Source organism: Streptomyces erythrochromogenes (genome assembly GCF_040684695.1).
Classification (GTDB): Bacteria; Actinomycetota; Actinomycetes; order Streptomycetales; family Streptomycetaceae; genus Streptomyces; species Streptomyces erythrochromogenes_C.
This window is the reverse complement of the sequence record NZ_JBFBGM010000029.1, coordinates 85415-109502: the sequence shown is the minus strand read 5'-3', so window position 1 is coordinate 109502 and position 24088 is coordinate 85415. Positions and strand designations below refer to the sequence as shown.

Here is a 24088-nt window from a genome sequence, read left to right as displayed (position 1 = left end):
ACTGCAGGGGGGACCCTGTGGGAGAGTAGGACGCCGCCGAACAATCATTGTGGGAAAGCCCCGCACCGTCATGGTGCGGGGCTTTTCTGCGTTCAGGACAGCAGCGGGGTCTCCTGTAGGGTCAGGGGGCATCGAACGACCATTTCTACCGTCACAGTGGAGGCCCCCGGGTGGAGGTCCAGGAGACTCGGGTTCAGACTGACCGAATTTTCACCATTCCCAACATCCTGAGCATGGCTCGCCTGGCCGGCGTGCCCCTGTTCCTGTGGCTGATCCTCGCGGAGTACGACGGGTGGGCCCTTGCCGTCCTCATGCTCAGCGGGGTCAGCGACTACCTCGACGGGAAGCTCGCCCGGCGCTGGAATCAGATCAGCAAGCTCGGCCGGCTGCTGGATCCCGCCGCGGACCGCCTCTACATCCTGTCGACGCTGTTCGGTCTCACCTATCGCGAGATCCTGCCGTTGTGGCTCACCGGCGCCCTCCTCGCACGTGAGCTGATGTTGCTGGTCATGGTGTGGATCCTGCGCCGCCACGGATATCCGCCGCCGCAGGTCAACTTCCTCGGCAAGGCCGCGACCTTCAACCTGATGTACGCCTTCCCGTTGCTCCTGCTCAGTGACGGAAGCGGCTGGTTGGCCTGGTTGGCCTCAGTTTTCGGATGGGCGTTCGCGGGATGGGGTACAACCCTCTATTGGTGGGCAGGAATCCTTTACGTGGTTCAAGTCCGCCGCCTGGTGAAGGCTGACGCCACGGCCGATTGAGCCCGCCCGACGCCGGATGACGCGGAGGAGTCGCGAAGTCACCGAACGAGGTGGGTGAGAGTCGGCACGACTGTCATCTCTCAAGGAGGACTCTTCCGACATGAAGGCCGTCGTGATGGCCGGTGGCGAGGGCACACGCCTTCGTCCCATGACCTCGAGCATGCCCAAGCCGCTCCTGCCGGTGGCGAACCGTCCGATCATGGAGCACGTGCTCAGGCTGCTCAAGCGGCACGGGCTCAGCGAGACCGTGGTTACCGTTCAGTTCCTGGCGTCGCTCGTCAAGAACTACTTCGGGGACGGCGAAGAGCTCGGGATGGAGCTCACCTATGCCAACGAGGAAAAGCCACTCGGGACCGCCGGCAGCGTGAAGAATGCCGAGGAGGCCTTGAAGGATGACGCCTTCGTCGTCATTTCCGGCGATGCGCTGACCGACTTCGACCTCACCGACCTGATCCGCTTCCACAAGGAGAAGGGCGCACTCGTCACGGTGTGCCTGACCCGGGTGCCGAACCCGCTGGAATTCGGCATCACGATCGTGGACGAGGAAGGAAAGGTCGAGCGCTTCCTGGAGAAGCCGACCTGGGGCCAGGTGTTCTCGGACACCGTCAACACCGGCATCTACGTCATGGAGCCCGAGGTCTTCGACTACGTCGACGCCGACGTCTCGGTCGACTGGTCCAGTGACGTCTTCCCCCAGCTGATGAAGGAAGGCCGGCCGATCTACGGCTATGTCGCCGAGGGCTACTGGGAAGACGTGGGCACGCACGAGAGCTACGTCAAGGCGCAGGCCGACGTCCTGGAGGGCAAGGTCGAGGTCGAGATGGACGGCTTCGAGATCTCGCCCGGCGTGTGGGTCGCCGAAGGAGCCGAGGTCAGCCCGGACGCCGTGCTGCGCGGACCCCTCTACATCGGGGACTACGCCAAGGTCGAAGCCGGCGTGGAGATCCGCGAGCACACGGTCATCGGGTCGAACGTCGTCGTCAAGAGCGGAGCCTTCCTGCACCGGGCCGTCGTCCACGACAACGTGTACATCGGCCCCCACAGCAACCTCCGCGGCTGCGTGATCGGCAAGAACACCGACATCATGCGCGCCGCCCGGATCGAGGACGGAGCCGTCATCGGCGACGAGTGCCTCGTCGGTGAGGAATCGATCGTTCAGGGGAACGTGCGCGTCTACCCCTTCAAGACAATCGAGGCCGGTGCCTTCGTCAACACGTCCGTGATCTGGGAGTCCCGCGGACAGGCCCACCTCTTCGGCGCGCGCGGGGTCTCCGGCATCCTGAACGTCGAGATCACCCCCGAGCTCGTGGTCAGGCTCGCCGGCGCCTACGCCACCACCCTGAAGAAGGGTGCGATCGTCACCACGGCCCGCGACCACTCCCGCGGCGCCCGAGCCCTCAAGCGGGCCGTGATCTCGGCGCTCCAGGCCAGCGCGATCAACGTACGCGACCTGGAGAACGTACCGCTGCCCGTGGCGCGGCAGCAGACCGCGAGAGGAAGCGCCGGCGGGATCGTCCTGCGGACCTCGCCCGGAGTGCCGGACTCAGTCGACATCATGTTCCTCGACGAACGCGGGGCGGACCTCTCCCTCCAGCAGCAGCGCAAGCTGGACCGCGTGTACGCGCGCCAGGAGTACCGGCGCGCCTTCCCCGGCGAGATCGGCGACCTGCAGTTCCCGGGCAGCGTCTTCGACGCGTACACCGGCTCGCTCCTGCGGCGGGTGGACACCACGGGCATCGGCGACGCCGGGCTCAAGGTCGTCGTCGACGCCACCAACGGCAGCGCCGGACTCGTCATGCCGAGCCTGCTGGGCCGGCTCGGGGTGGACGCCCTGACGATCAACCCCGGGCTCGACGAGTCCAGGCCGACGGAGACCGCCGAGTCCCGGCGGGCCGGCCTGGTGCGGCTGGGCGAGATCGTCGCCTCGGCGCGGGCGGCCTTCGGCGTGCGGTTCGACCCGGTGGGCGAGCGCATCTCCCTCGTCGACGAGCGCGGGCGGATCATCGAGGACGACCGGGCGCTGCTCGTCATGCTCGACCTGGTGGCCGCGGAGAAGCGCAGCGGCAAGGTCGCGCTCCCGGTGACCACGACGCGCGTCGCCGAGCAGGTGGCGGCGTACCACGGCACACAGGTGGAGTGGACGACGACGTCGCCCGACGACCTGACCCGGGTCGGACGGGCCGAGAACACGATCTTCGGCGGAGACGGCCGGGGCGGCTTCATCGTTCCGGAGTTCAGCAGCGTCTTCGACGGATCGGCGGCGTTCGTGCAGCTGCTCGGCCTGGTCGCGCGCACCCAGCTCACGCTGAGCCAGATCGACGCCCGGATCCCGCGCGCGCACGTCCTCAAGCGGGACGTGCCGACCCCGTGGGCGGTGAAGGGGCTCGTAATGCGGCGGGTCGTGGAAGCCGCCGGAGACCGGCAGGTGGACACCACCGACGGGGTTCGGGTGGTCGAGGCCGACGGACGCTGGGCGCTGGTCCTGCCGGACCCGGCGGAAGCCGTCACTCACCTGTGGGCCGAAGGCCCCGACGACACCTCCGCGCAGGCACTGCTGGAGGAGTGGGCGGGCGTGGTGGACGGAGCCGGGCACTGAGTGCCGGGCGGTTCGTGACATAGGGCGGAAGTCCGGTGGGCCGGGGCGGTGCGCCCGGCCCCGGCCCACCGGATGGACGCATTGGGTGTGTGCGGCGCCGACATGCGACGATGTGCGGCATGTCGCAGCCGCCCCACAACCGGACTCCGGCGTCTTCTGTGCCACCGCGGCCGGACGCCTCCATGTCGCTGCTGACGCACGTGATGGACCACAGCCTCGACGAGGGCTACGCGGAGGCGACGGCCAGGCGGCGGGCGGAGGGCACGGCCGGGCTGCCCCGCACGCTCAAGGCCAAGCTGGGGCTCGCCGCCGGACTCGTGATCGCCGCGATGGTCGTCACGCTCGGCGCGGCCGAGGCCCGGGTGGACGCTCCGGTGCTCGCCAAGGAGCGCCAGGAGCTCATCGACCGCGTGCAGCGGGCCGACGAGCGCGCCGACGCCCTGGAACAGAACATCGACCGGCTGAGGACCGATGTCGCCGCACGTCAGCGCGCGGCACTCAAGCAGCCCGGCGGGAGCCAGGGAGAGCTCGTCTCCCAGCTGGCCGGCGCCACCGAGGTCCGCGGGCCCGGGATCAAGCTGGTGGTGGACGACGCCAAGGGCTCCTCCACGGGCGACGGCGGGAAACCGCGCGAGAGCAGCGGCTTCTCCGACACCGGCCGGCTCCGCGACCGCGACATGCAGAAGATCGTCAACGGGCTGTGGCAGTCCGGCGCGGAGGCGATCTCCATCAACGGGCAGCGGCTGACGGAGCTGTCGGCGATCAGGGCCGCGGGCGACGCGATACTGGTCGACAACCGGCCGCTGGTGCCGCCGTACGAAGTGCTGGCGGTGGGGGACAAGAAGAAGCTCGGCCCGGCCTTCCAGGACTCGGCGGACGGCCAGTACCTGCACGTGCTGCAGGAGAGCTACGGGATCCGCTACACCCTGTCCGCGGCCGACGAGCTGCGGCTTCCGGCCGCTTCGAGCCTGATCGTACGTACAGCCACAGCAGCAGAGCAGCAGAAGGGTGCATCGTGATCGCGGTACTGGGCCTCTTGGCCGGAGTGGTGGTCGGACTTCTGGTCCGGCCCGAGGTACCGGCCGTGGTGGAGCCTTATCTGCCCATCGCCGTGGTGGCGGCGCTGGACGCGGTCTTCGGGGGCCTGCGCGCCATGCTGGACGGCATCTTCGTCGACAAGGTCTTCGTGGTGTCGTTCCTGTCGAACGTCGTCGTGGCCGCGCTGATCGTCTTCCTCGGCGACAAGCTGGGCGTCGGCTCGCAGCTGTCCACCGGCGTGGTCGTCGTCCTCGGCATCCGCATCTTCTCCAACGCCGCGGCCATCCGCCGGCACGTCTTCCGGGCGTGATGGCCATGAGCGCGAACGACACCCCGCCCGAGGAACCGAACGTCCCGGAACAGCCTCTTGAAGAGGGAAAGACACAGGCTGAGCCGGTTGCCGAGGAGACCGGGCGGCAGCGGCTGGCGGCGGGTCTGTGGCCGCCGAGGATCAGCCGGGCCCAACTGATCGTCGCGCTGCTGCTGTTCGTCCTCGGCCTGGGGCTGGCCATCCAGGTCCGCTCGAACAGCGACTCCAGTGCGCTGCGCGGGGCCCGTCAGGAGGACCTCGTACGGATCCTCGACGAGCTCGACGGACGGACCAAGCGGCTGGAGGACGAGAAGCAGCGGTTGGAGGACCAGCGCCGGGAGCTGGAGAGCAGCTCCAACCAGGCCGAGGAGGCCCGCAAGCAGACCGTGGAGAAGGAGCGTCAACTGGGGATCCTGGCCGGTACGGTGGCAGCACAGGGACCGGGCATCACGCTCAAGATCTCTGACCCCACCGGTCAGGTGCAGTCCGACCAGCTGCTGGACACCCTCCAGGAGCTGCGGGCCGCCGGGGCCGAGGCGATCCAGATCAACGGGGTGCGCATCGTGGCGGGCTCGTACTTCTCGGACGAGAACGGTGGGGTCGGCATCGACGGCAAGAAGATCACACAACCCTATGAGTTCAAGGTGATCGGCAAGCCCCAGGATCTGGAGCCCGCGCTCAACATCCCGGGCGGTGTCGTCCAGACGCTGGAGAAGGAGCAGGCCACGGTGGCCGTCACACGGTCGGCGAAGATCGTTGTGGATGCCTTGCGGGCTGCGAAGCAGCCTGACTACGCTCGGTCGTCATCGGGGTGAAGATGAAGCGGAGTGGAGAGTGGAGCGGCTCACGCGGGCTGATGCCTGCGGGGGGTCGACGCACCGAAGTTGCGGTGCGTGGTGGAAACTGTCTGGTGGTTACGGACGTTGTGAGAATGTCCGGGTCGGCAGGTGTCTGCATTCGGAGTTCGTCCTGCCCCACGGGCGGGTCTGTTTCAGTCAAGGGGAATCGCCCGTGAAGTTGTTTGAGAAGTTGTTCGGCAAGAAGAACCGCGAGGAGAGCGGCGCGGCGAGGCATCGCGCCGGGGGTCCGGAAGGGCAGGGCGACCGGCCGCTGTTCCGCGACGAGGTCGCCGGCGGGGGCGAGGTTCCGGGTGGTCCCGGCGCGTCGTCTGTTGACCCTGCTGGTACCGGCCGCATAGGTTTCGGTGAACCATCAACCTCAAGTGCGGGTGGAGGGTTTGCCCCCGACCCGTATGCCACCAACGCCTCCGCGGGGCAGCCGCGGCGCGAGGAGCCGTCCATGTCGGCCGAGCAGGTTTGCAGCAGGTGCGGACACCGTAGCGATGCGGCCAGCCGGTTCTGCTCCAACTGCGGAGCGCCGCTGCGGGCGGGTCTGACGCCGGAGCGCGCCTCGGAGACCACGTCCACCATCTCGATCTCGGGCCTGGAGGCCTACGAGGCCGAGGTGACGGGACAGACGCACGTGTCGTCCTCGCTGTCCCCCGAGGCCCAGGCCGCGGTGGAGGCGCTTCCGCCCGGTTCCGCCCTGCTCATCGTGCGGCGCGGACCCAACTCCGGCAGCCGCTTCCTGCTCGACGGCGAACTGACCACGGCCGGCCGGCACCCGCAGAGCGACATCTTCCTGGACGACGTCACCGTCTCCCGGCGCCATGTCGAATTCCGCAGGGTCCAGGACGGCGGCTTCACCGTGGCCGACGTGGGCAGCCTCAACGGCACGTACGTCAACCGTGAACCGATCGACTCCGTCGCCCTCCACAACGGCGACGAGGTGCAGATCGGCAAGTACCGGTTGGTCTTCTACGCGAGCCTGCGGGGCGTCTGACCCTCCCCCGGACCCGGTCCGGGGGCACCCGAGGGAAGGTCCCATGCTGCGCAATCCGACAGGCGGCGCCGGAAACGGCACCGCCGGCTCGGCCGGGCGGCTGGTGAGCATCGGAACGGTGCTCACCACGCTGCGTGACGAGTTCCCCGAAGTCACGATCTCGAAGATCCGTTTTCTGGAGGCGGAGGGGCTGGTCGAGCCCCGGCGCACACCTTCCGGGTACCGCAAGTTCAGTACGGAGGACGTGGAGCGCCTCGCCCGCATCCTGCGCCTGCAGCGTGATCACTACCTGCCGCTGAAGGTCATCCGCGAGCAGCTCGACGCGCTCGCACGCGGCGAGCAGATCCGCATCCCGGCGCCCGCGGCGCACGGAGACGGCGCCGACCCGTCCGACCCGGGTCCGGCCGCCGCCGTCTACGGCGAGGCGGTGCAGGAGCGGCCCCCCGCGGTCCGCGTGGGGCGGCCGGAGCTGCTCGAGGCCGTCGGCGTGGACGAGGACCAGCTCGTCGAGTGGGAGTCGTACGGGCTGCTTGCCGAGGCGCCGGGCGGCGGCTTCGACGCCGACGCGGTCACCGTGGCCCGGCTCGTGGCCGACCTGGGGCGTTTCGGCCTGGAGCCGCGGCACCTGCGCGCCATGAAGGCGGCCGCCGACCGGGAGGCGGGTCTGGTCGAACAGGTGGTGGCACCGCTGCGCCGGCACCGCAACCCGCAGACCAGGGCCCATGCGGAGGCCACGATGAAGGAGCTCGCCGGGCTCTCCGTACGGCTGCACGAAGCCTTGGTGCAGACCGCTCTCGGCGTCCGGTTGCGCTGACCGTCATCGGTCCAGGTGGAGCCCCGACTACCCAAACCTGCCGAGCAGGTCCTAGGGTTGCTGTGTGAACGAGCTCGACGTTGTGGGTGTCCGGGTGGAAATGCCCTCCAACCAACCGATCGTGCTCCTGCGTGAAGTGGGAGGCGATCGGTACCTCCCCATCTGGATCGGTCCGGGGGAGGCGACGGCCATTGCCTTCGCCCAGCAGGGGATGGCCCCTGCCCGGCCGCTGACGCACGACCTCTTCAAGGACGTGCTGGAGGCGGTCGGTGAGGAGCTCACCGAGGTCCGGATCACGGATCTGCGGGAGGGCGTCTTCTACGCGGAGCTCGTCTTCGCCAGCGGGGTCGAGGTGAGCGCGCGGCCTTCCGACGCCATAGCGCTCGCCCTGCGGACGGGGACGCCGATCTACGGCAGTGACGGCGTCCTCGACGATGCCGGCATCGCCATCCCGGACGAGCAGGAGGACGAGGTGGAGAAGTTCCGCGAGTTCCTCGACCAGATCTCACCCGAGGACTTCGGTACCGGCCCGCAGTGAGTCGCCGACCGCGTCGTCCACGGTGTGGCTCCAGCCCATTCGAGTAGCCTTTCCCCGCAATCGGATACGGGAAACCACTCTCAGGGTGATTATCACTCGGCGTGCCGAGTGTGGCGATCGTTGACGCACCCCTGGTGACTGCCTACCTTCGAGGTGGGCAGGTCAAGGACGGAGGGTCGACGTGAGGATCACGGGCGACGGTACGACCGGGGGCACCCCCGTACGGAGTGACGCTGGGCCGTACCCGCTGCACGGTGGTGCGGTCGGAGCCGCGCGCCGTCAGCCGGAGTCGACGCCGGTCGGACCGGTGGACGGCGACCCGGCGCCCGGCCAGGTCGGCTACCGCGGGCCGACGGCGTGCGCCGCGGCCGGCATCACCTACCGGCAGCTCGACTACTGGGCGCGCACCGGGCTGGTGGAGCCCAGCGTGCGGGCCGCGTACGGCTCGGGGACGCAGCGCCTCTACAGCTTCCGCGACGTCGTCGTCCTCAAGATCGTCAAGCGTTTCCTGGACACCGGCGTGGCACTGCAGAACATCCGCACCGCCGTGCAGCACCTGCACGACCGCGACCTCGCGGACCTCGAGCGGATGACGCTGATGAGCGACGGCGCCACCGTGTACGAGTGCACCTCTCCGGACCAGGTCGTCAGCCTCCTCCAGGGCGGGCAGGGCGTCTTCGGCATCGCCGTGGGCGTGGTGTGGCGCGACGTGCGGAGCGCGCTGTCGCAGCTGCACGGGGAACGCGTGGACACCGGGGAGACCCTCGTCGGTCACAACCCGACCGACGAGCTGGCCGCCCGCCGCAACCGCGCCGTCTGACCCGGGCCGGCCGAGCCGCCGCAATGTCAGTGGCGTAGGGCAGCATCGGTGCCGTGAGAGCCGCCCCGACCATCCTCCACCTGGACATGGACGCCTTCTACGCCTCCGTCGAGCAGGCGTCCAAGCCGAGCCTGCGCGGCAAGGCCGTGATCGTCGGCGGGCTCGGGCCGCGCGGGGTCGTCGCCACCGCCTCCTACGAGGCCAGGCGGTTCGGGGTGCATTCGGCGATGCCCACGGCGCAGGCCAGGAGGCTCTGCCCGAACGGTGCCTACCTGATCCCGCGGTTCACGCTCTACCGGCAGGTCAGCGACGTGGTGATGGCCATGCTGCGGGAGCTGTCGCCACTGGTGGAGCCGCTGAGCCTGGACGAGGCCTTCGTGGACCTGGAGGCGGGCGGGGTCGCCTTCGACTCGGGCTCCGCCCGGGCGACGGGCGAGCGGCTGCGCGCCGGCATCAGGGCCGCCACCGGGCTCAGCGGGTCCGTGGGGCTCGCCGGATCGAAGATGCTGGCCAAGGTGGCCTCCGAGGAGGCCAAGCCGGCCGGGCTGCTGCTGATCGAGCCGGGGACCGAGCGCGAGCTGCTCGCGCCGATGTCCGTACGGACCCTGCCCGGAGTGGGGCCGGCCACCGGGGAGCACCTGCGCCGCGCCGGGATCACCACGGTGGGGGAGCTGGTGGAGGCCGGCGAGGACGAGCTGGTCCGGATGGTCGGGCGGGCGCACGGCACGGGCCTGTACCGGATGGCGCTGGGGCTGGACGACCGGCCGGTGGTCGCGGAGCGGGACGCGAAGTCGGTGTCGGTCGAGGACACCTTCGACGTGGACCTGCACGACCGGGTGCGGATCAGGGGGGAGGTGCAGCGGCTCGCGGACCGGTGCGTGGGGCGGTTGCGGGACTCCGGGCACTCGGGACGCACGATCGTGCTCAAGGTGCGGCGCTACGACTTCTCCACGCTGACGCGGTCCGAGACGCTGCGCGGGCCCACGGACGACGCGGCGGTGGTGCGGGAGGCGGCCGCGCGGCTGCTGGAGGCGGTGGACACCACGGGCGGGGTGCGGCTGCTGGGGGTGGGCGTGACCGGACTGGCGGACTACACGCAGGAGGACCTCTTCGCGCAGTCGCTCGCCGCTGAGGCGGCCGAGGCGGCCGGGGCGGCCGGGGCGGCCGGGGCGGAGGCGGCGGAAGAGGAGGGCGGTGCGGACGCCACGGCCGGGCAGGCGGGGCCGGAGGCCGCCGACGGCGTCGCGGGGGCCCGGGAGGGTTCCGAGCCGCCCGTGGTGGCGCAGGAGGCGCAGGAGGCTCCCGAGCGCCGCTGGGCGGCCGGGAGCGACGTACGGCACGTCCTGTACGGGCCGGGGTGGGTACAGGGCAGCGGGGTGGGACGGGTGACCGTGCGGTTCGAGCAGCCCGGATCGGAGCCCGGCCGGGTGCGGACCTTCCGGGTGGACGACCCCGAGCTGGAGCCGTCCGACCCGCTGCCGCTGGTGGGGGAGACGGCCTAGGACCGGGGGCGGCGCCCGGGGTCAGCCCTCGTCGCCGGCCAGGCGCCCGAAGTCGCGGTGGAAGTCCGACGGCAGGGTCGTGTCCAGGCCGTAGTGGTGGTAGAGCTGGAGTTCCTGTTCGGGTGAGAGGTGGCGGCCGACGCCGAAGTCCGGGGCGTCCTTGATGAGGGAGCGTTCGAAGGGCACCCGCAGGGTCTCGCCGACCATCTCGCTCGGCTCCAGCGGGACGAAGGCGTCCCGGCTGAACAGGCCGGTGCGGACGGCGGCCCATTCGGGGACGCCCGTGGCATCGTCGAGGTAGACCTCGTCGACGGTGCCGATCTTGGCACCGTTGCGGTCGAACGCCTTGCGGCCGATCAGGCTGCGCGGATCGATGTCGGTCTGCACGGTCCCTCCAAATGGTCGCAACTGTCGCAACTGCTCCGTCATGACTACAGAAGTGCATTTCCGCAGAGGAGGCCACTCGGGGAGCCTCTTGAACCCCGCTGGTAGTCTGGGTGACGGCTGTCGACCCTGTGCGGGAGAGTCCTCCGAGTGAGCAAGACGGAGGCGCCGAAGGAGCAAATCCTCCCCGGAATCTCTCAGGCATACGTACCGCACGGACGAGGCCACTCTGGAAAGCAGGGCGGGAACCGGGCGCGCAGTGCCGGTCCCCCTCCTCACCGACGGTGAAAGCCGGATCTCTCGGGAGACCCCCGTGACTCCGGTGAAACTCTCAGGTGCAGATGACAGAGGGGGAGGCCGTCCGGGTGCCCGCGCCGTGGTGCCCCTCGCAGGTCATATGACCAGGAGGCCTCCGTACATGACCGCCAACCGCATTCCGCTCTCCCAGCTGGAGCGAGGCATCCCCTTCGAACAGCGCCACATCGGCCCGGATGCCGAGGCGCAGGCGAAGATGCTCGCCCACGTGGGCTACGGCTCCCTGGACGAACTGACCGCCGCCGCGGTCCCGGATGTGATCAAGACCGCCGACGCGCTCGACCTGCCCGAGGCGCGGACCGAGGCCGAGGTGCTCGCCGAGCTGCGCTCGCTCGCCGACCGCAACCAGGTCCTCACCTCCATGATCGGCCTCGGCTACTACGGGACCTTCACCCCGCCGGTGATCCTCCGCAACGTCATGGAGAACCCGGCCTGGTACACGGCGTACACGCCCTACCAGCCGGAGATCTCGCAGGGCCGCCTGGAGGCCCTCCTGAACTTCCAGACCGTCGTCGCCGAGCTCACCGGCCTGCCGACCTCGGGCGCCTCGCTGCTCGACGAGGGCACCGCGGCCGCCGAGGCCATGACCCTGGCCCGCCGCGTGGGCAAGGTCAAGGGCAACGTCTTCCTCGTCGACGCCGACGCCCTGCCGCAGACCGTCGCCGTCATCGAGACCCGCGCCGAGCCGATCGGCATCGAGGTCGTCGTCGCCGACCTCTCCGAGGGCATCCCCGCCGAGATCGCCGAGCGCGGCGTCTACGGCGTCCTGCTCCAGTACCCGGGTGCCTCCGGCGCCGTCCGGGACATCAAGCCGGTCATCGACCAGGCGCACGAGCTCGGCGCGATCGTCACCGTCTCGGCCGACCTGCTCGCCCTGACCCTGCTGACCTCCCCGGGCGCCCTCGGCGCGGACATCGCCGTCGGCACCACCCAGCGCTTCGGCGTCCCGATGGGCTTCGGCGGCCCGCACGCCGGCTACATGGCCGTCCAGGACAAGCACGCCCGCTCGCTGCCGGGCCGCCTCGTCGGCGTCTCCGTGGACGCGGACGGCAACAAGGCCTACCGCCTGGCCCTGCAGACCCGCGAGCAGCACATCCGCCGCGAGAAGGCCACCAGCAACATCTGCACCGCGCAGGTGCTGCTCGCCGTCATGGCCGGCATGTACGCCGTCTACCACGGTCCGGACGGCCTGCGGACGATCGCCGGCCGCACCCACCGCTACGCGACGCTGCTCGCCGCAGGTCTGAGCGCCGGCGGGGTCGAGACCGTGCACGGCTCCTACTTCGACACGATCACGGTCCGCGTCCCGGGCCGCGCGGCCGAGGTCGTCGCCGCCGCCCGCGAGGGCGGGGTCAACCTGCACCGGGTCGACGCCGACCTCGTCTCGATCAGCTGCGACGAGACCACCCTGCGCGCCGACATCGAGGCCGTCTGGGCCGCCTTCGGCGTCACCGCCGACATCGAGGCGCTGGACGAGTCCGCGGCGGACACCCTGCCCGAGGGCCTGCTGCGCTCGGACGCCTACCTGACCCACCCGGTCTTCCACCAGCACCGCTCCGAGACCGCGATGCTGCGCTACCTGCGCAAGCTCTCGGACAAGGACTACGCGCTGGACCGCGGCATGATCCCGCTGGGCTCCTGCACCATGAAGCTCAACGCGACCACCGAGATGGAGCCGGTGACCTGGCCCGAGTTCGGCCAGCTGCACCCCTTCGCCCCGGTGGAGCAGGCCGAGGGCTACCTCACGCTCATCACCGAGCTGGAGGAACGTCTCTGTGAGGTGACCGGCTACGACAAGGTCTCCATCCAGCCGAACGCCGGCTCCCAGGGCGAGCTCGCCGGCCTGCTGGCCGTGCGCGCCTACCACCGCGCGAACGGCGACGAGCAGCGCACCATCTGCCTCATCCCGTCCTCCGCGCACGGCACCAACGCCGCCAGCGCCGTGATGGCCGGCATGAAGGTCGTCGTCGTCAAGACCGCCGACGACGGCGAGGTGGACGCGGACGACCTGCGCGCCAAGATCGAGCAGCACCGTGACGAGCTCGCCGTGCTGATGATCACCTACCCCTCCACGCACGGTGTGTTCGAGGAGCACGTCGCCGACATCTGCGCCCAGGTGCACGAGGCCGGCGGCCAGGTCTATGTCGACGGTGCCAACCTCAACGCCCTGGTCGGCCTGGCCAAGCCCGGTCACTTCGGCGGTGACGTCTCGCACCTGAACCTGCACAAGACCTTCTGCATCCCGCACGGCGGCGGCGGCCCGGGCGTCGGCCCGGTCGGCGTCCGGGCCCACCTGGCCCCGTACCTGCCGAACCACCCGCTGCAGCCGACGGCCGGCCCCGAGACCGGCGTCGGCCCGATCTCGGCCGCGCCGTGGGGCTCCGCCGGCATCCTGCCGATCTCCTGGTCGTATGTGCGCCTCATGGGCGGCGAGGGCCTCAAGCGCGCCACCCAGGTGGCGGTGCTCGGCGCCAACTACATCGCCAAGCGCCTGGAGCCGCACTACCCGGTGCTCTACACCGGCCCGGGCAACCTGGTCGCGCACGAGTGCATCATCGACCTGCGCCCGCTGTCGAAGGCCACGGGCGTCAGCGTGGACGACATCGCCAAGCGTCTGATCGACTACGGCTTCCACGCGCCGACCATGTCCTTCCCGGTCGCCGGAACGCTCATGATCGAGCCGACCGAGTCCGAGGACCTCGCCGAGATCGACCGCTTCTGCGACGCGATGATCGCCATCCGCGCCGAGATCGAGCGGGTCGCGGGCGGCGAGTGGCCTGCGGGCGACAACCCGCTGGCCAACGCCCCGCACACGGCGGCTTCGCTGGGCGGCGAGTGGAACCACCCGTACACCCGGGACGAGGCCGTCTTCCCGGGCGGGGTCGTCCCCGCCGAGAAGTACTGGCCGCCGGTGCGCCGCATCGACGGTGCGTTCGGCGACCGGAACCTGGTGTGCTCCTGCCCGCCGCTGGACGAGTACGACAACTGAGGCGCCCGCCTCTGACGTCCGTCGCATGACATGACGAAGGGGCCGGCCCGGGACACCTTCCCGGGCCGGCCCCTTCGTCGTCCGACGTCGTCTACGCAGCCGCGAGCGGGCGGTGCGGGGCGATGATCTGCCCGTCCGGCAGCAGCTCACCGGTGTCCTCGAAGAGCAGGACGCCGTTGCACAGCAGGCTCCAGCCCTGTTCCGGGTGGTTGGCCACCGGGCGAGCGGCCTCCCGGTCGGCGGATTCGGCAGACGGGCAGGCTGGCTGGTGCTGGCACATGGATGCGTTCTTTCGCTGCGGTGTGGTCTGAGTGCTACGGCTCGATACCTGATTCATGGCCGTCCCCCTGGGTCATCCCCGCAGCCGCGGGGCGCTTGCCATCAGTGTTCCCCCACAACAGCCGCTTCGCAGGTATTTCCCGGCAGCTGTCCTCATGGATTGATGACGCATCACTCGTGCGGGCGGTTCAGGCCAACTCCCCTGTCATTTCGGATGGTTCGGGAGTGGCCCGGGGGGACTAGGCCGAATGGGCGAATCGGGTCAGGCGGCGGGCGCGGCCAGGGACGGCGGGACCGGCGCCGTCGCGGGCGTGAGCCGGTGCGTCAGCACGGGCAGGAGTTCGGAGACCGGATGCGGCCGGTAGGCGGCGATCCCGGGCGGGGCCGGGGCCAGCGGTACCAGCAGGTCCTCGCCGGCGGGCAGCCCGGCGGCGGCGTCCGCGCCCACGGCCCCGTGCAGCCACAGCGTCAGCATGTAGAGCTCCGGTACGGAGAGCAGCCGGGGCTGGTAGCCGGTGGTGAGCAGTTCGGCCTGGCGCAGGGCGCGCTCGGTGGCGGCGACGTAGGGGCCCTCGAAGAAATGGGAGAAGGTCCAGCCGTCGGGCGTCAGTCGCGTGTCGGCCGCCGCGACGTGGCGGTCCCCGCTGCGGATCAGGAACCGCCAGCCGACGAGCCGGGTGCGGGGCGGCCGGCCGGCGGACGCGAGGTCCGAGAGGTTCAGCCGGTCCAGGACGTGGACCGGCAGGGGGAGTTCGGCGGTCAGCGGCCCCTGGATGGCGCGCAGGGCCGGGGTGTGCGCCTCGTGGACGGCGGTGGGGGAACCGAGTGCCGCGAGGACGCTGCGCAGGGCGGGTGCGGGAGCCGGGGGGACGTGCAGCGGCATGGTGGGTCGCCTCTCACTTGGGAGACCTGTGGAACGGGGGCAGGTGCGGGACGGCGCTGTCGCATTCTGGGGCCAGAGGGGGGCCGAGGGGCAATGGCCGCGCGCCAACTCTCTGCCTCGTTTGCGGAGTTTATACGACATGTGTTCACGCAGTGTTTCGGCTAGCTGTCCCGCCTATTGCCGACAAGGCGCTTACCGGTCCCGCTGACATGGCATTCATGCCGGATGCGCGCGAACGTGCCGCGCTGACCTCGGAGGTTACCGGAAGGGGGCTCGGCTGGAAAGCACCTGTTTTCAGGAGCGGGCAAATGTCAAGATGAATTTGCATGAAGCGACTTGCCAGGTGAATGTGCCGAAGCGCCCTTCGGCCAACCCGGCGCGCGCTCCTCGCCACGCACACCCCCTCCGCGTTATGGATCACGATGCCGGGGCATCATCGACCGTAACGCGCGCCTGGATGCCCCGGGCCAGGCCCACTCGAGGAGGGACGCTTCGATGGGGGAGAAGGTCGTGGCGGGCGGATTCGACCTGTCCGATCGGCAGCGGTATCGAAGGAAACTCCATGAGTGTCTGGAGGGACTGGAGCGACTTCTGGCGGAGAAGAGGTTCGATCGCCCCAAGAACATGATGGGGCTGGAGATCGAGCTGAATCTCGCGGGAACCGACGGTTTGCCGCGCATGGTGAATGCCCAGGTGCTGGAGCGGATTGCCAGCCCCGATTTCCAGACCGAACTGGGAATGTTCAACCTGGAGGTGAACGTTCTGCCGCACCGGCTCGGCGGCCGGGTATTCGACCAGCTCGCCGAGGAACTCAGCGCGGGGCTGGGATATGCCCACCGCCAGGCCGCGGAGATCGACGCCGGAGTGGTGATGATCGGCATCCTGCCGACGATCTCCCGCACGGACCTGGTCACCGCGAACCTCTCGGCGGTGGACCGCTACTCCCTGCTGAACGAGCAGATCCTGATGATGCGCGGGGAGGACTTCACGCTCGACATCGACGGCGTCGAGCGGCTGATCTGGACCTCCGGGTCGATCGTGCCCGAGGCCGCCTGCACCTCCGTACAACTGCACCTCCAGGTGACTCCGGCCCGGTTCTCGGCCGTGTGGAACGCGGCGCAGGCGGTGACCGCGGCACAGATAGCCGTCGGCGCCAACTCGCCCTTCCTGTTCGGACGAGAGCTGTGGCGGGAGTCGAGGCCGCCGCTGTTCACGCAGGCCACCGACACCCGGCCGCCGGAGCTCCAGGCGCAGGGCGTGCGGCCGCGCACCTGGTTCGGCGAGCGGTGGGTGGACTCGGCGTACGAGCTCTTCGCCGAGAACGTCCGCTACTTCCCCTCCCTGCTGCCCATATGCGACGAGGAGGAGCCCCTGCGGGTGCTGGCCGAGGGCGGGGTGCCGAGCCTGCAGGAGCTGGTCCTGCACAACGGCACCGTCTACCGCTGGAACCGGCCCGTGTACGGGGTGGCGGACGGCGTGCCGCACCTGAGGGTGGAGAACCGGGTGCTGCCGGCCGGCCCCACCGTCACCGACGTCGTCGCCAACGCCGCGTTCTACTACGGTCTCGTGCGCACCCTGGCGGACGAGCCGCGTCCGGTGTGGACCCGGCTGCCCTTCGCCGAGGCGGAGGCCAACTTCGACGCGGCCTGCCGGTACGGGATCGACGCGCGGCTGCGGTGGCCGCGCCGGGGCCGGGCCGGCGGCCTGGTCAGCGTGCCGGCGGTACGGCTGGTCCTGGACGAGCTGCTGCCGATGGCGGCGGCCGGTCTGGACGCCTGGGGCATCGAGCCCGCCGACCGGGACCACTACCTCGGCATCATCGAGGAGCGCTGCCGACGGCGGGTGAACGGTGCGACGTGGCAGGTGGACACCTACCACCGGGCCCTCGCGGCGGGGCTGGAACGGGACGAGGCGCTGGCCGCGACCACCCGGCGCTACAGCGAGCTGATGCACAAGGGCGACCCCGTGCACACCTGGCCCGTGGGGCTGACGGAGGAGGTGGGCGCGGCACTGCCGGTCGTGCGCTGAGGTGCCCCGCCGCGCCCGGCGCCCTCCTGCGACCCTCCCTCGGTGATCCACCCGCCCGGCCGAGAAGGCAGTATGGGTGGTCACAACGGGATGGCAGGACGGGAGTCGGGCGTGCGGGCTGAGCCGGAGCCGGTGTTCGTGGAACTGGGCGAGGACGGGCGGCGGGGCCTCCTGCGCACCGAGACCCTGCTCGTCCTGGCCCTGTCGCTGGGCGCGAGCGCGCTCTCGGCGCTGATCAGCTTCATCGGTTCGCTGACGAAGCCGGGGGGCCTGAAGGACCAGGCCGCCACGCTCAACGGCTCCTACGCCCCCGGCCGGCCGTGGCTGGACCTGGCCTGGCAGCTGTTCGGCATCGCGAGCGCGCTGGTCCCCGTACTGCTGGTCGCGCACCTGCTGACCCGTGAGGGCGCACCCGGTCTGCGGGTGCTGGGCTTCGACCTCACCCGGCCCCTGCAGGACCTGGGCCGGGGCGTCCTCGTCGCGGCGGGGATCGGGAGTGCCGGGCTGGCCTTCTACCTGGGGTCGCGGGCCGCCGGGTTCAACCTCACGGTGGTGCCGGAGGCCCTGCCCGACGTGTGGTGGAAGTTCCCCGTGCTGATCCTCTCCGCGATCCAGAACTCCGTGGTGGAAGAGGTCATCGTCCTGGCCTACCTGCTGCGCAGGCTCGACCAGCTCGGCTGGTCGCCGATGGCGTCGCTGGCGGCCAGTGCGGTGCTGCGCGGCTCCTACCACCTCTACCAGGGCATCGGCGGCTTCATCGGCAACATGGTGATGGGCGTCGTCTTCGTGCTGGCCTACCGCCGGTGGGGACGGGTCGGACCTCTCGTGGTGGCCCACGCGCTGCTCGACATCGTGGCCTTCGGCGGGTACGCCCTGCTCGCGGGCAAGGTGGGGTGGCTGCCGACGCCGTGACGCGGCGGCGCACCCGATCGGCCCCGCAGAGCGGCGCCGTGGGCCGCTGCGGTGCGACGCTGGGGGGAGTGAGGAGGCGCGCGCGGTGGCTGTCATGGACTCCCTGGTGTCGTTCGCCCCGTTCCTGGTGCCCGTGATCAGTGGCCTGGTGGGCGGGGCCAGCCTCCTCATCCGGGACCGCCGGGAGGCGCGCAGCGCCGACCACAAGTACCGCAGGCGGCTGGAGAAGGCCCAGCTGGAGGTCCAGTTCATCACCGGCTGGATCCAGGCCAGGGAGCTGGCCCCGTCCGACGGCCCGGCTCCCGACCCGGAGCCGGGGCGCTGGCTGGACGACTGCTACGCGTCGGTGCGCCGGGCCAAGGCGGACGCGGGCGGGCAGCAGCGGTCGGGTCCCGTCTCGCTGCGCCGTCTGCTGCTGCTGGGCGAGCTGGCGGGCCCGGCGAGGAGCGTGCGGGTCGCGTACTGGATCTCCCTCGCCCTGTTCAACCTGGCGCTCGCCTGGTGGGTGAACGCGCTCGTCTCCGGCGTACCCGGCTTCATGCACGACGAGGGCGTCCCCGAGTCCGACGAGATCTCCTCCTACCTCCTGACGGCGGTCGGCATGTTCGTGGTGTCGGCCGTCCTGTGGCTGTGGACCGTCCGTCTGGGCGAGGCCGAGCCGGGGCAGGTCTACCGCAAGCGCATCGACTCCCAGGCCTGGGAGGACAACGAGCGCAAGCGGCGCGAGGCGGCGGGCTGACCCGCCCCCTCACGCCCGCCCCGTCCGGGGAGGCCCCGCCGCCCGCACCCGCGCCCACGCCCGCGCCCCGTCCCCGTACGCCCGGTGCGCCGCCGCCGTACGGTCACGGGGCCGTGAGGAGCTCCCCGTCGAGGACGGTGACCGCGTGGCCGGTCAGCAGAGTGCGGTCGCCGGCCAGGGTCACCCGTACGAGCCCCTGCCGGGCGCCGCCCTGGAGACCGGTCAGTTCGGTGCGGCCCAGGCGCTGCGCCCAGAACGGGGCGAGCGCGGTGTGGGCGCTGCCGGTGACCGGGTCCTCGTCGATCCCGAAGGCGGGGAAGAAGCCCCGGGAGACGAAGTCGTACCCGCGGGAGGGGTCCTCGGCGGGGGCGGTGACGATCACACCCCGCTTGGCGAAGGCGCGCAGGGCGGCGTGGTCCGGCTCCAGCTCGCGGACGGTCTTCTCGTCGGCGAGTTCGATGACGAGGTCGCCGATGTGCGCGGCGGTGTCGTGGACGGAGAGGATCGGCGCCCCGCCGAGGGCGTGGTCGACGGCGGGCGGCGCCGGGACCGCGGTCAGGGACGACGTCGGGAAGTCCATCGTGATGGTGCCGTCCGCGCCGGTCTCGGCCGTGAGGACGCCGCAGCGGGCGGAGAAGCGGATCAGCCCCTCGGCGAGTCCGGCGGTGGCCAGCACGTGCGCCGTGGCGAGGGTGGCGTGGCCGCACATGTCGACCTCGGCGGCCGGGGTGAACCAGCGCAGCACCCAGTCGGCGTCCCCGCCGGGCGGCAGGGGGTGGGCGAAGGCGGTCTCGGAGAGGTTCACCTCGGACGCCACCTGCTGGAGCCAGGTGTCCGGGGGGAAACCGCCGTCGAGGAGCAGGACTCCGGCGGGGTTGCCGTGGAAGGGGCGGTCGGTGAAGGCGTCGACGATTCGGATGCGCATGGAGCGACGGTAGGACGGTTCCTTGATCGTCGACAAAGGCCAATCCGGGGTGACTGGCCTTCTCCGAAGCTGTTCGGTGAAGAGTTTCCGATATATCGTTGACGGATCGCGATCGCTCATCGATAGTGGATACATCGGAGAACCGATGAAACGGACACGACGTGACGAAAGGAGCGCAGACATGCGTTCACACGGACAGCACGGACAGCACGGCCACGGGCACGAGCACGGACGGGGCCACGGCCACTGCGGGCCGGACCGTCGGGAGGGATTCCAGGGATTCCGCGCGGCCTTCGGCCCGTTCGGGCCGCCCTTCGGTGCGGGCCCCTTCGGTGGCCGCGGCGGCCGCGGGGGACCGCGGGGGCGGGCCCGGCGCGGTGACGTGCGCGCCTCGATCCTGGCGCTGCTCGCCGACCGGCCGATGCACGGCTACGAGATGATCCAGGAGATCGGCGAGCGTAGCGGCGGGGCCTGGAAGCCCAGCCCCGGCTCGGTCTACCCGACCCTGAGCCTGCTGGAGGACGAGGGGCTCATCAGCAGCGAGAGCGAGGGCGGCAAGAAGCTGTTCACGCTCACCGAGGCCGGCCGCGCCGAGGCCGAGTCGGGGCCGGACGCCCCCTGGGAGGACGCCGGGCGGGGCTTCGACTTCGAGGCGATGCACGAGGTCCGACAGGCCGGCGCCGGCCTGATGGAGGCCTTCGGCCAGGTCTTCAGGACCGGCTCGCCCGAGCAGCGGGAGAAGGCGCTCGCGGTCCTCACCGACGCCCGCAAGAAGCTCTACCTGATCCTGGCCGACGAGCACTGAGCGCCGAGCCGGGAGGGCCGGAACGGCCGGGGCGGCCCGAGCGGACCTCGCCGAAAGCGGCGCGCCCCGCGACATCTCGTCGCGGGGCGCGCCGCCGTGTGTGCCGCGGTGGCCGCGGCCGGGTCAGACGACCAGGCCCGCGAGCTTGCGCAGCGACTCGTTCAGGGCGGCGGTCGCCGAATCCTTCAGCTTGCCCGCCATCAGGGAGACGGCGGCCCCGGTGAACTCCCCGTCGATGCGGACCGTCGTGGCCCCGCCGTCCGGCGTCAGGGTGTAGCGGGTGAGGACGGCGACGCCCATCGGGCCCTTGCCGGTGATGGCGAAGAGGCGCTCGTCCTCCAGTTCCGAGACGGTCCAGACGACCTCGGCCGGGAAGCCCATCATCTTCATGTTCTCGGCGAAGGTCGATCCGACCGCCAGGGTCTGCGGGCCGCCCTGTGGGAAGTTCGTGTGGGTCATGCTCCACTGCCCGTACGCGTCCCAGTCCGTCAACTGGGACCAGAGCTGCGCGGCGGACGCCTCGATGCGTGATTCCGCGGTGACTTCAGCCATGCGACCACCCCTTCTCGTCGGGTACGTGCGCGGAAGGTAGCCCCGGCGGCGGAAACATTCAATACTGACGACCTGTCAGATCCGGTGGGGGCGGACGGGTGTGATCTCAGGTCTGTCTCAACAGGTGTCACCGCAGTGACGCTCCTGACCGGCCCTGTCATGATGGCCGGATGCAAGCGACAGGGAAAAACGCCGGACTGGGCCTCGCCCTCGTCTCGGCGTTCGCGTTCGGTGGTTCCGGAGTGGCTGCGAAGCCGCTGATCGAGGCGGGTCTGGACCCCCTCCACATGGTCTGGCTCAGGGTGGCCGGCGCGGCACTGGTGCTGTCCCCGCTGGCCTGGCGCCATCGCGACCTCCTGCTGCGCAGGCCCGCGCTGCTCGCCGGCTTCGGCCTCATCGCCGTCGCGGGCGTGCAGGCCTTCTACTTCGCCTCCCTGTCGCGGATCCCGGTCGGCGTGGCACTGCTCCTGGAGTACCTGGGCCCCGCGCTGCTGCTCGGCTACATCCGCTTCGTGCAGCGCAAGCCCGTGACGCGCGGAGCCGCCGCCGGTGCGGCCGTGGCCGTCGTCGGCCTGGCCTGCGTGGTCGAGATCTGGGCCGGGCTGAGCCTGGACCCGCTCGGCGTGCTCTTCGGCCTCGCCGCGGCCTGCTGCCAGGCTTGCTACTTCGTCTTCGCCGACCAGGGCTCCGACGGGAAGGACGCCCCCGACCCGCTCGGGGTGATCGCCTACGGGATGCTCATCGGCGCGCTGGTGATGACGGTCATCGCCCGGCCGTGGGAGATGGACTGGCATGTGCTGGGCGGGGACGCCTCCGTCGGCGGCACGATGGTGCCCGCGCCCGTGCTGCTCGGCTGGGTCGTGCTCGTCGCCACCGTCTTCGCGTACGTCACCGGCGTGGTCTCGGTGCGCAGGCTCTCGCCCCAGGTCGCGGGCGTGGTGGCCTTCCTGGAGGCCGTCGTGGCCACGGTGCTGGCCTGGATCCTGCTCGGCGAGTACCTCTCCACCTGGCAGATCGTCGGCGGCGCCCTGGTACTGGGCGGTGCCTTCATCGCGCAGTCCTCCCGGCCGGCCCCGCAGCCCGTGGCCGAACCGGTCCCGGTGGACCGCGAGCCCACCAAAGCCCCCCTGTAAGGTGGCGGGCATGCCTTCGACCGTGCTTCCGCCTCCCGCGTTCTAGCGGGCGGCGCCCCCACGATGACGACCCGGCCCGGGGAGCACCCGGGCGGGTCGGCGCTGCCCGCGAAGCGATGACCCGAACCACTCATCCTTCACGCACGCGCGGAGAACACACGTGTCGAACCACTCGCCCGCTGCCGGGCGCAGCCTGCTGTACCTCGTCGTCGCCGGAGCCGCCTGGGGCACCGCCGGGGCGGCCGCCTCCCTCCTCTTCCTGGTCAGTGACCTCGGCCCGCTCGCCCTGTCGTTCTGGCGGTGCGCGGGCGGGCTCGTCGTGCTGCTCGGGGTGCTCGCCCTGCGGCGGGCCCGTTCCGGGCGCGGTCGGGTCCGGCCCGCCGCCGGCACCTCTTCGGCGGGCTCGCCCTCGGCGGGCTCGCTGATCGTCACCGGGCTGCTGTTCACCCTCTTCCAGGCCGCCTACTTCGCCGCCGTGCGCGAGACCGGCCTGGCCGTCGGCACCGTGGTCACCCTCGGCGCCGGGCCCGTCCTCATCGCCCTCGGCGCGCGCTCATGGATGGGAGAGCGCCTCGGCCGCGGCGGTGCGGTCGCCGTCGCGGGGGCGCTTGCCGGACTCTTCGTCCTGGTCCTGGGCAGCGGCGGCGCCGAGGTGCGCCCGCTCGGCGTCGGCTGGGCGCTGCTGTCGGCGGCCGGGTACGCCGGGATGACCCTGCGGGCCCGCCGCCTCGGGCAGCGCGGGGCGGCCGGGGACCCGCTGGTGACCACCGCCTGGTCCGTCGCGGTGGGCGCCGTGTGCCTGCTGCCGCTCGCCGCGGCGGAGGGGCTGCTGCCGCACACCGCGGACCTGGGGCGGGTGCTGTGGCTGCTGCTGTACGTCGCCACCGTGCCGACGGCGCTGGCGTACGCGCTCTACTTCACGGGAGCCGCGGCCGTGCGCGCCGCAACCGTCTCGGTGATCATGCTGATCGAACCGGTGAGCGCGGCGGCGATCGCCGTCCTCGTCCTCGGGGAGCGGCTGACCGGCGCCGTGGTGCTGGGGACCGTGCTGCTGCTGACGGCGGTCGGCGCGCTGATCGCCGCGGAGTCCCGCCGTCCGGCGGGCGCAGCCGGCGGGTCGGCCGGGCCCGCCGGGTCGGCAGGATCCGCGGGGCCGGCAGGATCCGCCGCCGCCCGACGACCGGCTCCTCAGAGCGCGGCGAGGTAGTCCGGGAGGGCGATGCCGGGGTCCAGGTCGGCGGCGGGCACGGGGCTCCCGTACACCGTGCCGACCGGGACGACTCCCGCCCAGTGCGGCAGGCCCAGGTCCTCGGCGTCGTCGTTCGACGGGCCCGTGCGGAGCTTCGCGGACACCTCGTCGAGGTCCACCCGGATCACCGCGGTGGCGGCGAGCTCCTTGGCGTTGGCCGGCCGCACGTCGCCGGAACGGCCCGGGGCGACGGCGTCGATCATGGCGTCCAGGGCCGTCCGGCACTCCTCCTCGTCGGTCACCTGGTGGGCGGTGCCGTGGACGACCACCGAGCGGTAGTTGAGCGAGTGGTGGAAGGCCGAGCGGGCCAGTACCAGGCCGTCGACGTGGGTGACGGTGACGCAGACGGGCAGGCCCGGGTCGGTGCGGCCGGCCGCGAGCAGCGGGCGGGACCCGGTGGAACCGTGCATGTAGAGCGCTTCCCCGACCCGCGCGAACAGCGTCGGCAGGACCACCGGCGCACCGTCGCGGACGAAGCCGAGGTGGCAGATGTAGGCCTCGTCGAGTATCGAGTGGACCGTCTCGCGGTCGTAGCGCGCCCGGTCGCGGGAGCGGCTGGGGACCGTGCGGTCGGTGGGCTCGTACGCACCGGTCGTCCCGGTGCTGTCCGTCGTCTCCGTGGCAGGCGTGGCGGTCATGGTGCGAACTCCATTGCACTAGTGCATAATGTTGTT

General features: G+C 71.2%; 23 protein-coding genes and 1 riboswitch. Of the genes, 17 read left to right on the top strand and 6 right to left on the bottom strand.

All coding sequences use genetic code 11. From position 1 onward, the window contains the following. The first annotated feature begins 170 nt into the window (after positions 1-170). From clsA to AB0O53_RS31940, 10 genes are all read left to right on the top strand, one after another. Positions 171-761, top strand: a complete 591-nt coding sequence (clsA, locus tag AB0O53_RS31985; protein WP_031149849.1) for a cardiolipin synthase ClsA — start codon at positions 171-173, stop codon at positions 759-761. Between the two features lie 100 nt (positions 762-861). Further along, positions 862-3357 carry a sugar phosphate nucleotidyltransferase gene (locus AB0O53_RS31980; RefSeq protein WP_350990634.1) on the top strand — a complete coding sequence of 832 codons (2496 nt, stop codon included), beginning with the start codon at positions 862-864 and terminating at the stop codon, positions 3355-3357. A gap of 110 nt (positions 3358-3467) precedes the next feature. Beyond that, positions 3468-4376: a DUF881 domain-containing protein gene (locus tag AB0O53_RS31975; RefSeq protein ID WP_350991413.1), complete on the top strand. Its 909-nt coding sequence runs from the start codon at positions 3468-3470 to the stop codon at positions 4374-4376. Beyond that, positions 4373-4705, top strand: a complete 333-nt coding sequence (locus AB0O53_RS31970; RefSeq protein WP_007262894.1) for a small basic family protein — start codon at positions 4373-4375, stop codon at positions 4703-4705. The genes AB0O53_RS31975 and AB0O53_RS31970 overlap by 4 nt, the downstream gene beginning before the upstream one ends. Before the next feature lie 5 nt (positions 4706-4710). Further along, entirely contained in the window at positions 4711-5520 is an 810-nt protein-coding gene (locus AB0O53_RS31965; protein WP_350990637.1) for a DUF881 domain-containing protein, read from the top strand. Positions 5521-5608: 88 nt separating this feature from the next. Next, positions 5609-6547: an FHA domain-containing protein gene (locus AB0O53_RS31960; protein ID WP_350991415.1), complete on the top strand. Its 939-nt coding sequence runs from the start codon at positions 5609-5611 to the stop codon at positions 6545-6547. A 43-nt stretch (positions 6548-6590) separates the two neighbouring features. Then, a complete protein-coding gene (ftsR, locus tag AB0O53_RS31955) occupies positions 6591-7361 on the top strand; it encodes a transcriptional regulator FtsR (RefSeq protein ID WP_365200260.1) in 771 nt (256 codons plus the stop codon). A 64-nt stretch (positions 7362-7425) separates the two neighbouring features. After that, positions 7426-7899, top strand: a complete 474-nt coding sequence (locus tag AB0O53_RS31950) for a bifunctional nuclease family protein (RefSeq protein ID WP_007262890.1) — start codon at positions 7426-7428, stop codon at positions 7897-7899. Positions 7900-8080: 181 nt separating this feature from the next. Further along, entirely contained in the window at positions 8081-8719 is a 639-nt protein-coding gene (locus tag AB0O53_RS31945) for a MerR family transcriptional regulator (RefSeq protein WP_350990641.1), read from the top strand. Positions 8720-8772: 53 nt separating this feature from the next. Next, on the top strand, positions 8773-10221 hold the full coding sequence (locus tag AB0O53_RS31940; protein WP_365200257.1) for a DNA polymerase IV: 1449 nt from the start codon (positions 8773-8775) through the stop codon (positions 10219-10221). Between the two features lie 21 nt (positions 10222-10242). Here the strand turns inward: AB0O53_RS31940 and AB0O53_RS31935 are convergent, their stop codons facing one another. Next, entirely contained in the window at positions 10243-10650 is a 408-nt protein-coding gene (locus tag AB0O53_RS31935) for a PRC-barrel domain-containing protein (RefSeq protein ID WP_350990645.1), read from the bottom strand. 79 nt (positions 10651-10729) lie between these two features. Beyond that, positions 10730-10828: riboswitch (glycine riboswitch) on the top strand. A 195-nt stretch (positions 10829-11023) separates the two neighbouring features. Here AB0O53_RS31935 and gcvP point away from each other — a divergent pair. Further along, positions 11024-13909, top strand: coding sequence for an aminomethyl-transferring glycine dehydrogenase (gene gcvP / locus AB0O53_RS31930; RefSeq protein ID WP_365200254.1), 2886 nt, complete (start codon positions 11024-11026; stop codon positions 13907-13909). 91 nt (positions 13910-14000) lie between these two features. On the opposite strand, the gene AB0O53_RS31925 is transcribed toward gcvP, so the two are convergent. Then, positions 14001-14189 (bottom strand): DUF5999 family protein, encoded by a 189-nt coding sequence (locus AB0O53_RS31925; protein ID WP_030009772.1) that lies wholly within the window; start codon positions 14187-14189, stop codon positions 14001-14003. A 261-nt stretch (positions 14190-14450) separates the two neighbouring features. Further along, a complete protein-coding gene (locus AB0O53_RS31920) occupies positions 14451-15071 on the bottom strand; it encodes a hypothetical protein (protein ID WP_350990650.1) in 621 nt (206 codons plus the stop codon). Positions 15072-15566: 495 nt separating this feature from the next. Here AB0O53_RS31920 and AB0O53_RS31915 point away from each other — a divergent pair, with 495 nt between their 5' ends. The 3 genes from AB0O53_RS31915 to AB0O53_RS31905 all read left to right on the top strand — a co-directional run bounded on the left by AB0O53_RS31915 (position 15567) and on the right by AB0O53_RS31905 (position 18750). Then, entirely contained in the window at positions 15567-17099 is a 1533-nt protein-coding gene (locus tag AB0O53_RS31915; RefSeq protein WP_350990652.1) for a glutamate-cysteine ligase family protein, read from the top strand. Between the two features lie 90 nt (positions 17100-17189). Further along, positions 17190-18011, top strand: coding sequence for a CPBP family intramembrane glutamic endopeptidase (locus AB0O53_RS31910; protein ID WP_381898613.1), 822 nt, complete (start codon positions 17190-17192; stop codon positions 18009-18011). 85 nt (positions 18012-18096) lie between these two features. Then, a complete protein-coding gene (locus AB0O53_RS31905) occupies positions 18097-18750 on the top strand; it encodes a hypothetical protein (protein WP_365200251.1) in 654 nt (217 codons plus the stop codon). Between the two features lie 103 nt (positions 18751-18853). Here the strand turns inward: AB0O53_RS31905 and AB0O53_RS31900 are convergent, their stop codons facing one another. Beyond that, positions 18854-19675 carry a PhzF family phenazine biosynthesis protein gene (locus AB0O53_RS31900; protein ID WP_365200248.1) on the bottom strand — a complete coding sequence of 274 codons (822 nt, stop codon included), beginning with the start codon at positions 19673-19675 and terminating at the stop codon, positions 18854-18856. Between the two features lie 181 nt (positions 19676-19856). On the opposite strand from AB0O53_RS31900, the gene AB0O53_RS31895 reads away from it, so the two are divergent. After that, positions 19857-20480 (top strand): PadR family transcriptional regulator, encoded by a 624-nt coding sequence (locus tag AB0O53_RS31895; RefSeq protein WP_350990660.1) that lies wholly within the window; start codon positions 19857-19859, stop codon positions 20478-20480. Positions 20481-20603: 123 nt separating this feature from the next. Here AB0O53_RS31895 and AB0O53_RS31890 read toward each other — a convergent pair whose 3' ends face one another. Beyond that, positions 20604-21032, bottom strand: coding sequence for a type II toxin-antitoxin system Rv0910 family toxin (locus AB0O53_RS31890; RefSeq protein WP_046780772.1), 429 nt, complete (start codon positions 21030-21032; stop codon positions 20604-20606). Between the two features lie 170 nt (positions 21033-21202). On the opposite strand from AB0O53_RS31890, the gene AB0O53_RS31885 reads away from it, so the two are divergent. After that, positions 21203-22165, top strand: a complete 963-nt coding sequence (locus tag AB0O53_RS31885) for an EamA family transporter (protein ID WP_350990662.1) — start codon at positions 21203-21205, stop codon at positions 22163-22165. A 160-nt stretch (positions 22166-22325) separates the two neighbouring features. Beyond that, complete coding sequence (locus AB0O53_RS31880) at positions 22326-23372, top strand: DMT family transporter (RefSeq protein ID WP_365200244.1); 1047 nt, start codon at positions 22326-22328, stop codon at positions 23370-23372. On the opposite strand, the gene AB0O53_RS31875 is transcribed toward AB0O53_RS31880, so the two are convergent. After that, positions 23354-24052: a pyridoxamine 5'-phosphate oxidase family protein gene (locus AB0O53_RS31875; protein ID WP_350990664.1), complete on the bottom strand. Its 699-nt coding sequence runs from the start codon at positions 24050-24052 to the stop codon at positions 23354-23356. The two genes, AB0O53_RS31880 and AB0O53_RS31875, sit on opposite strands and share 19 nt — an antisense overlap. Positions 24053-24088: the final 36 nt, after the last annotated feature.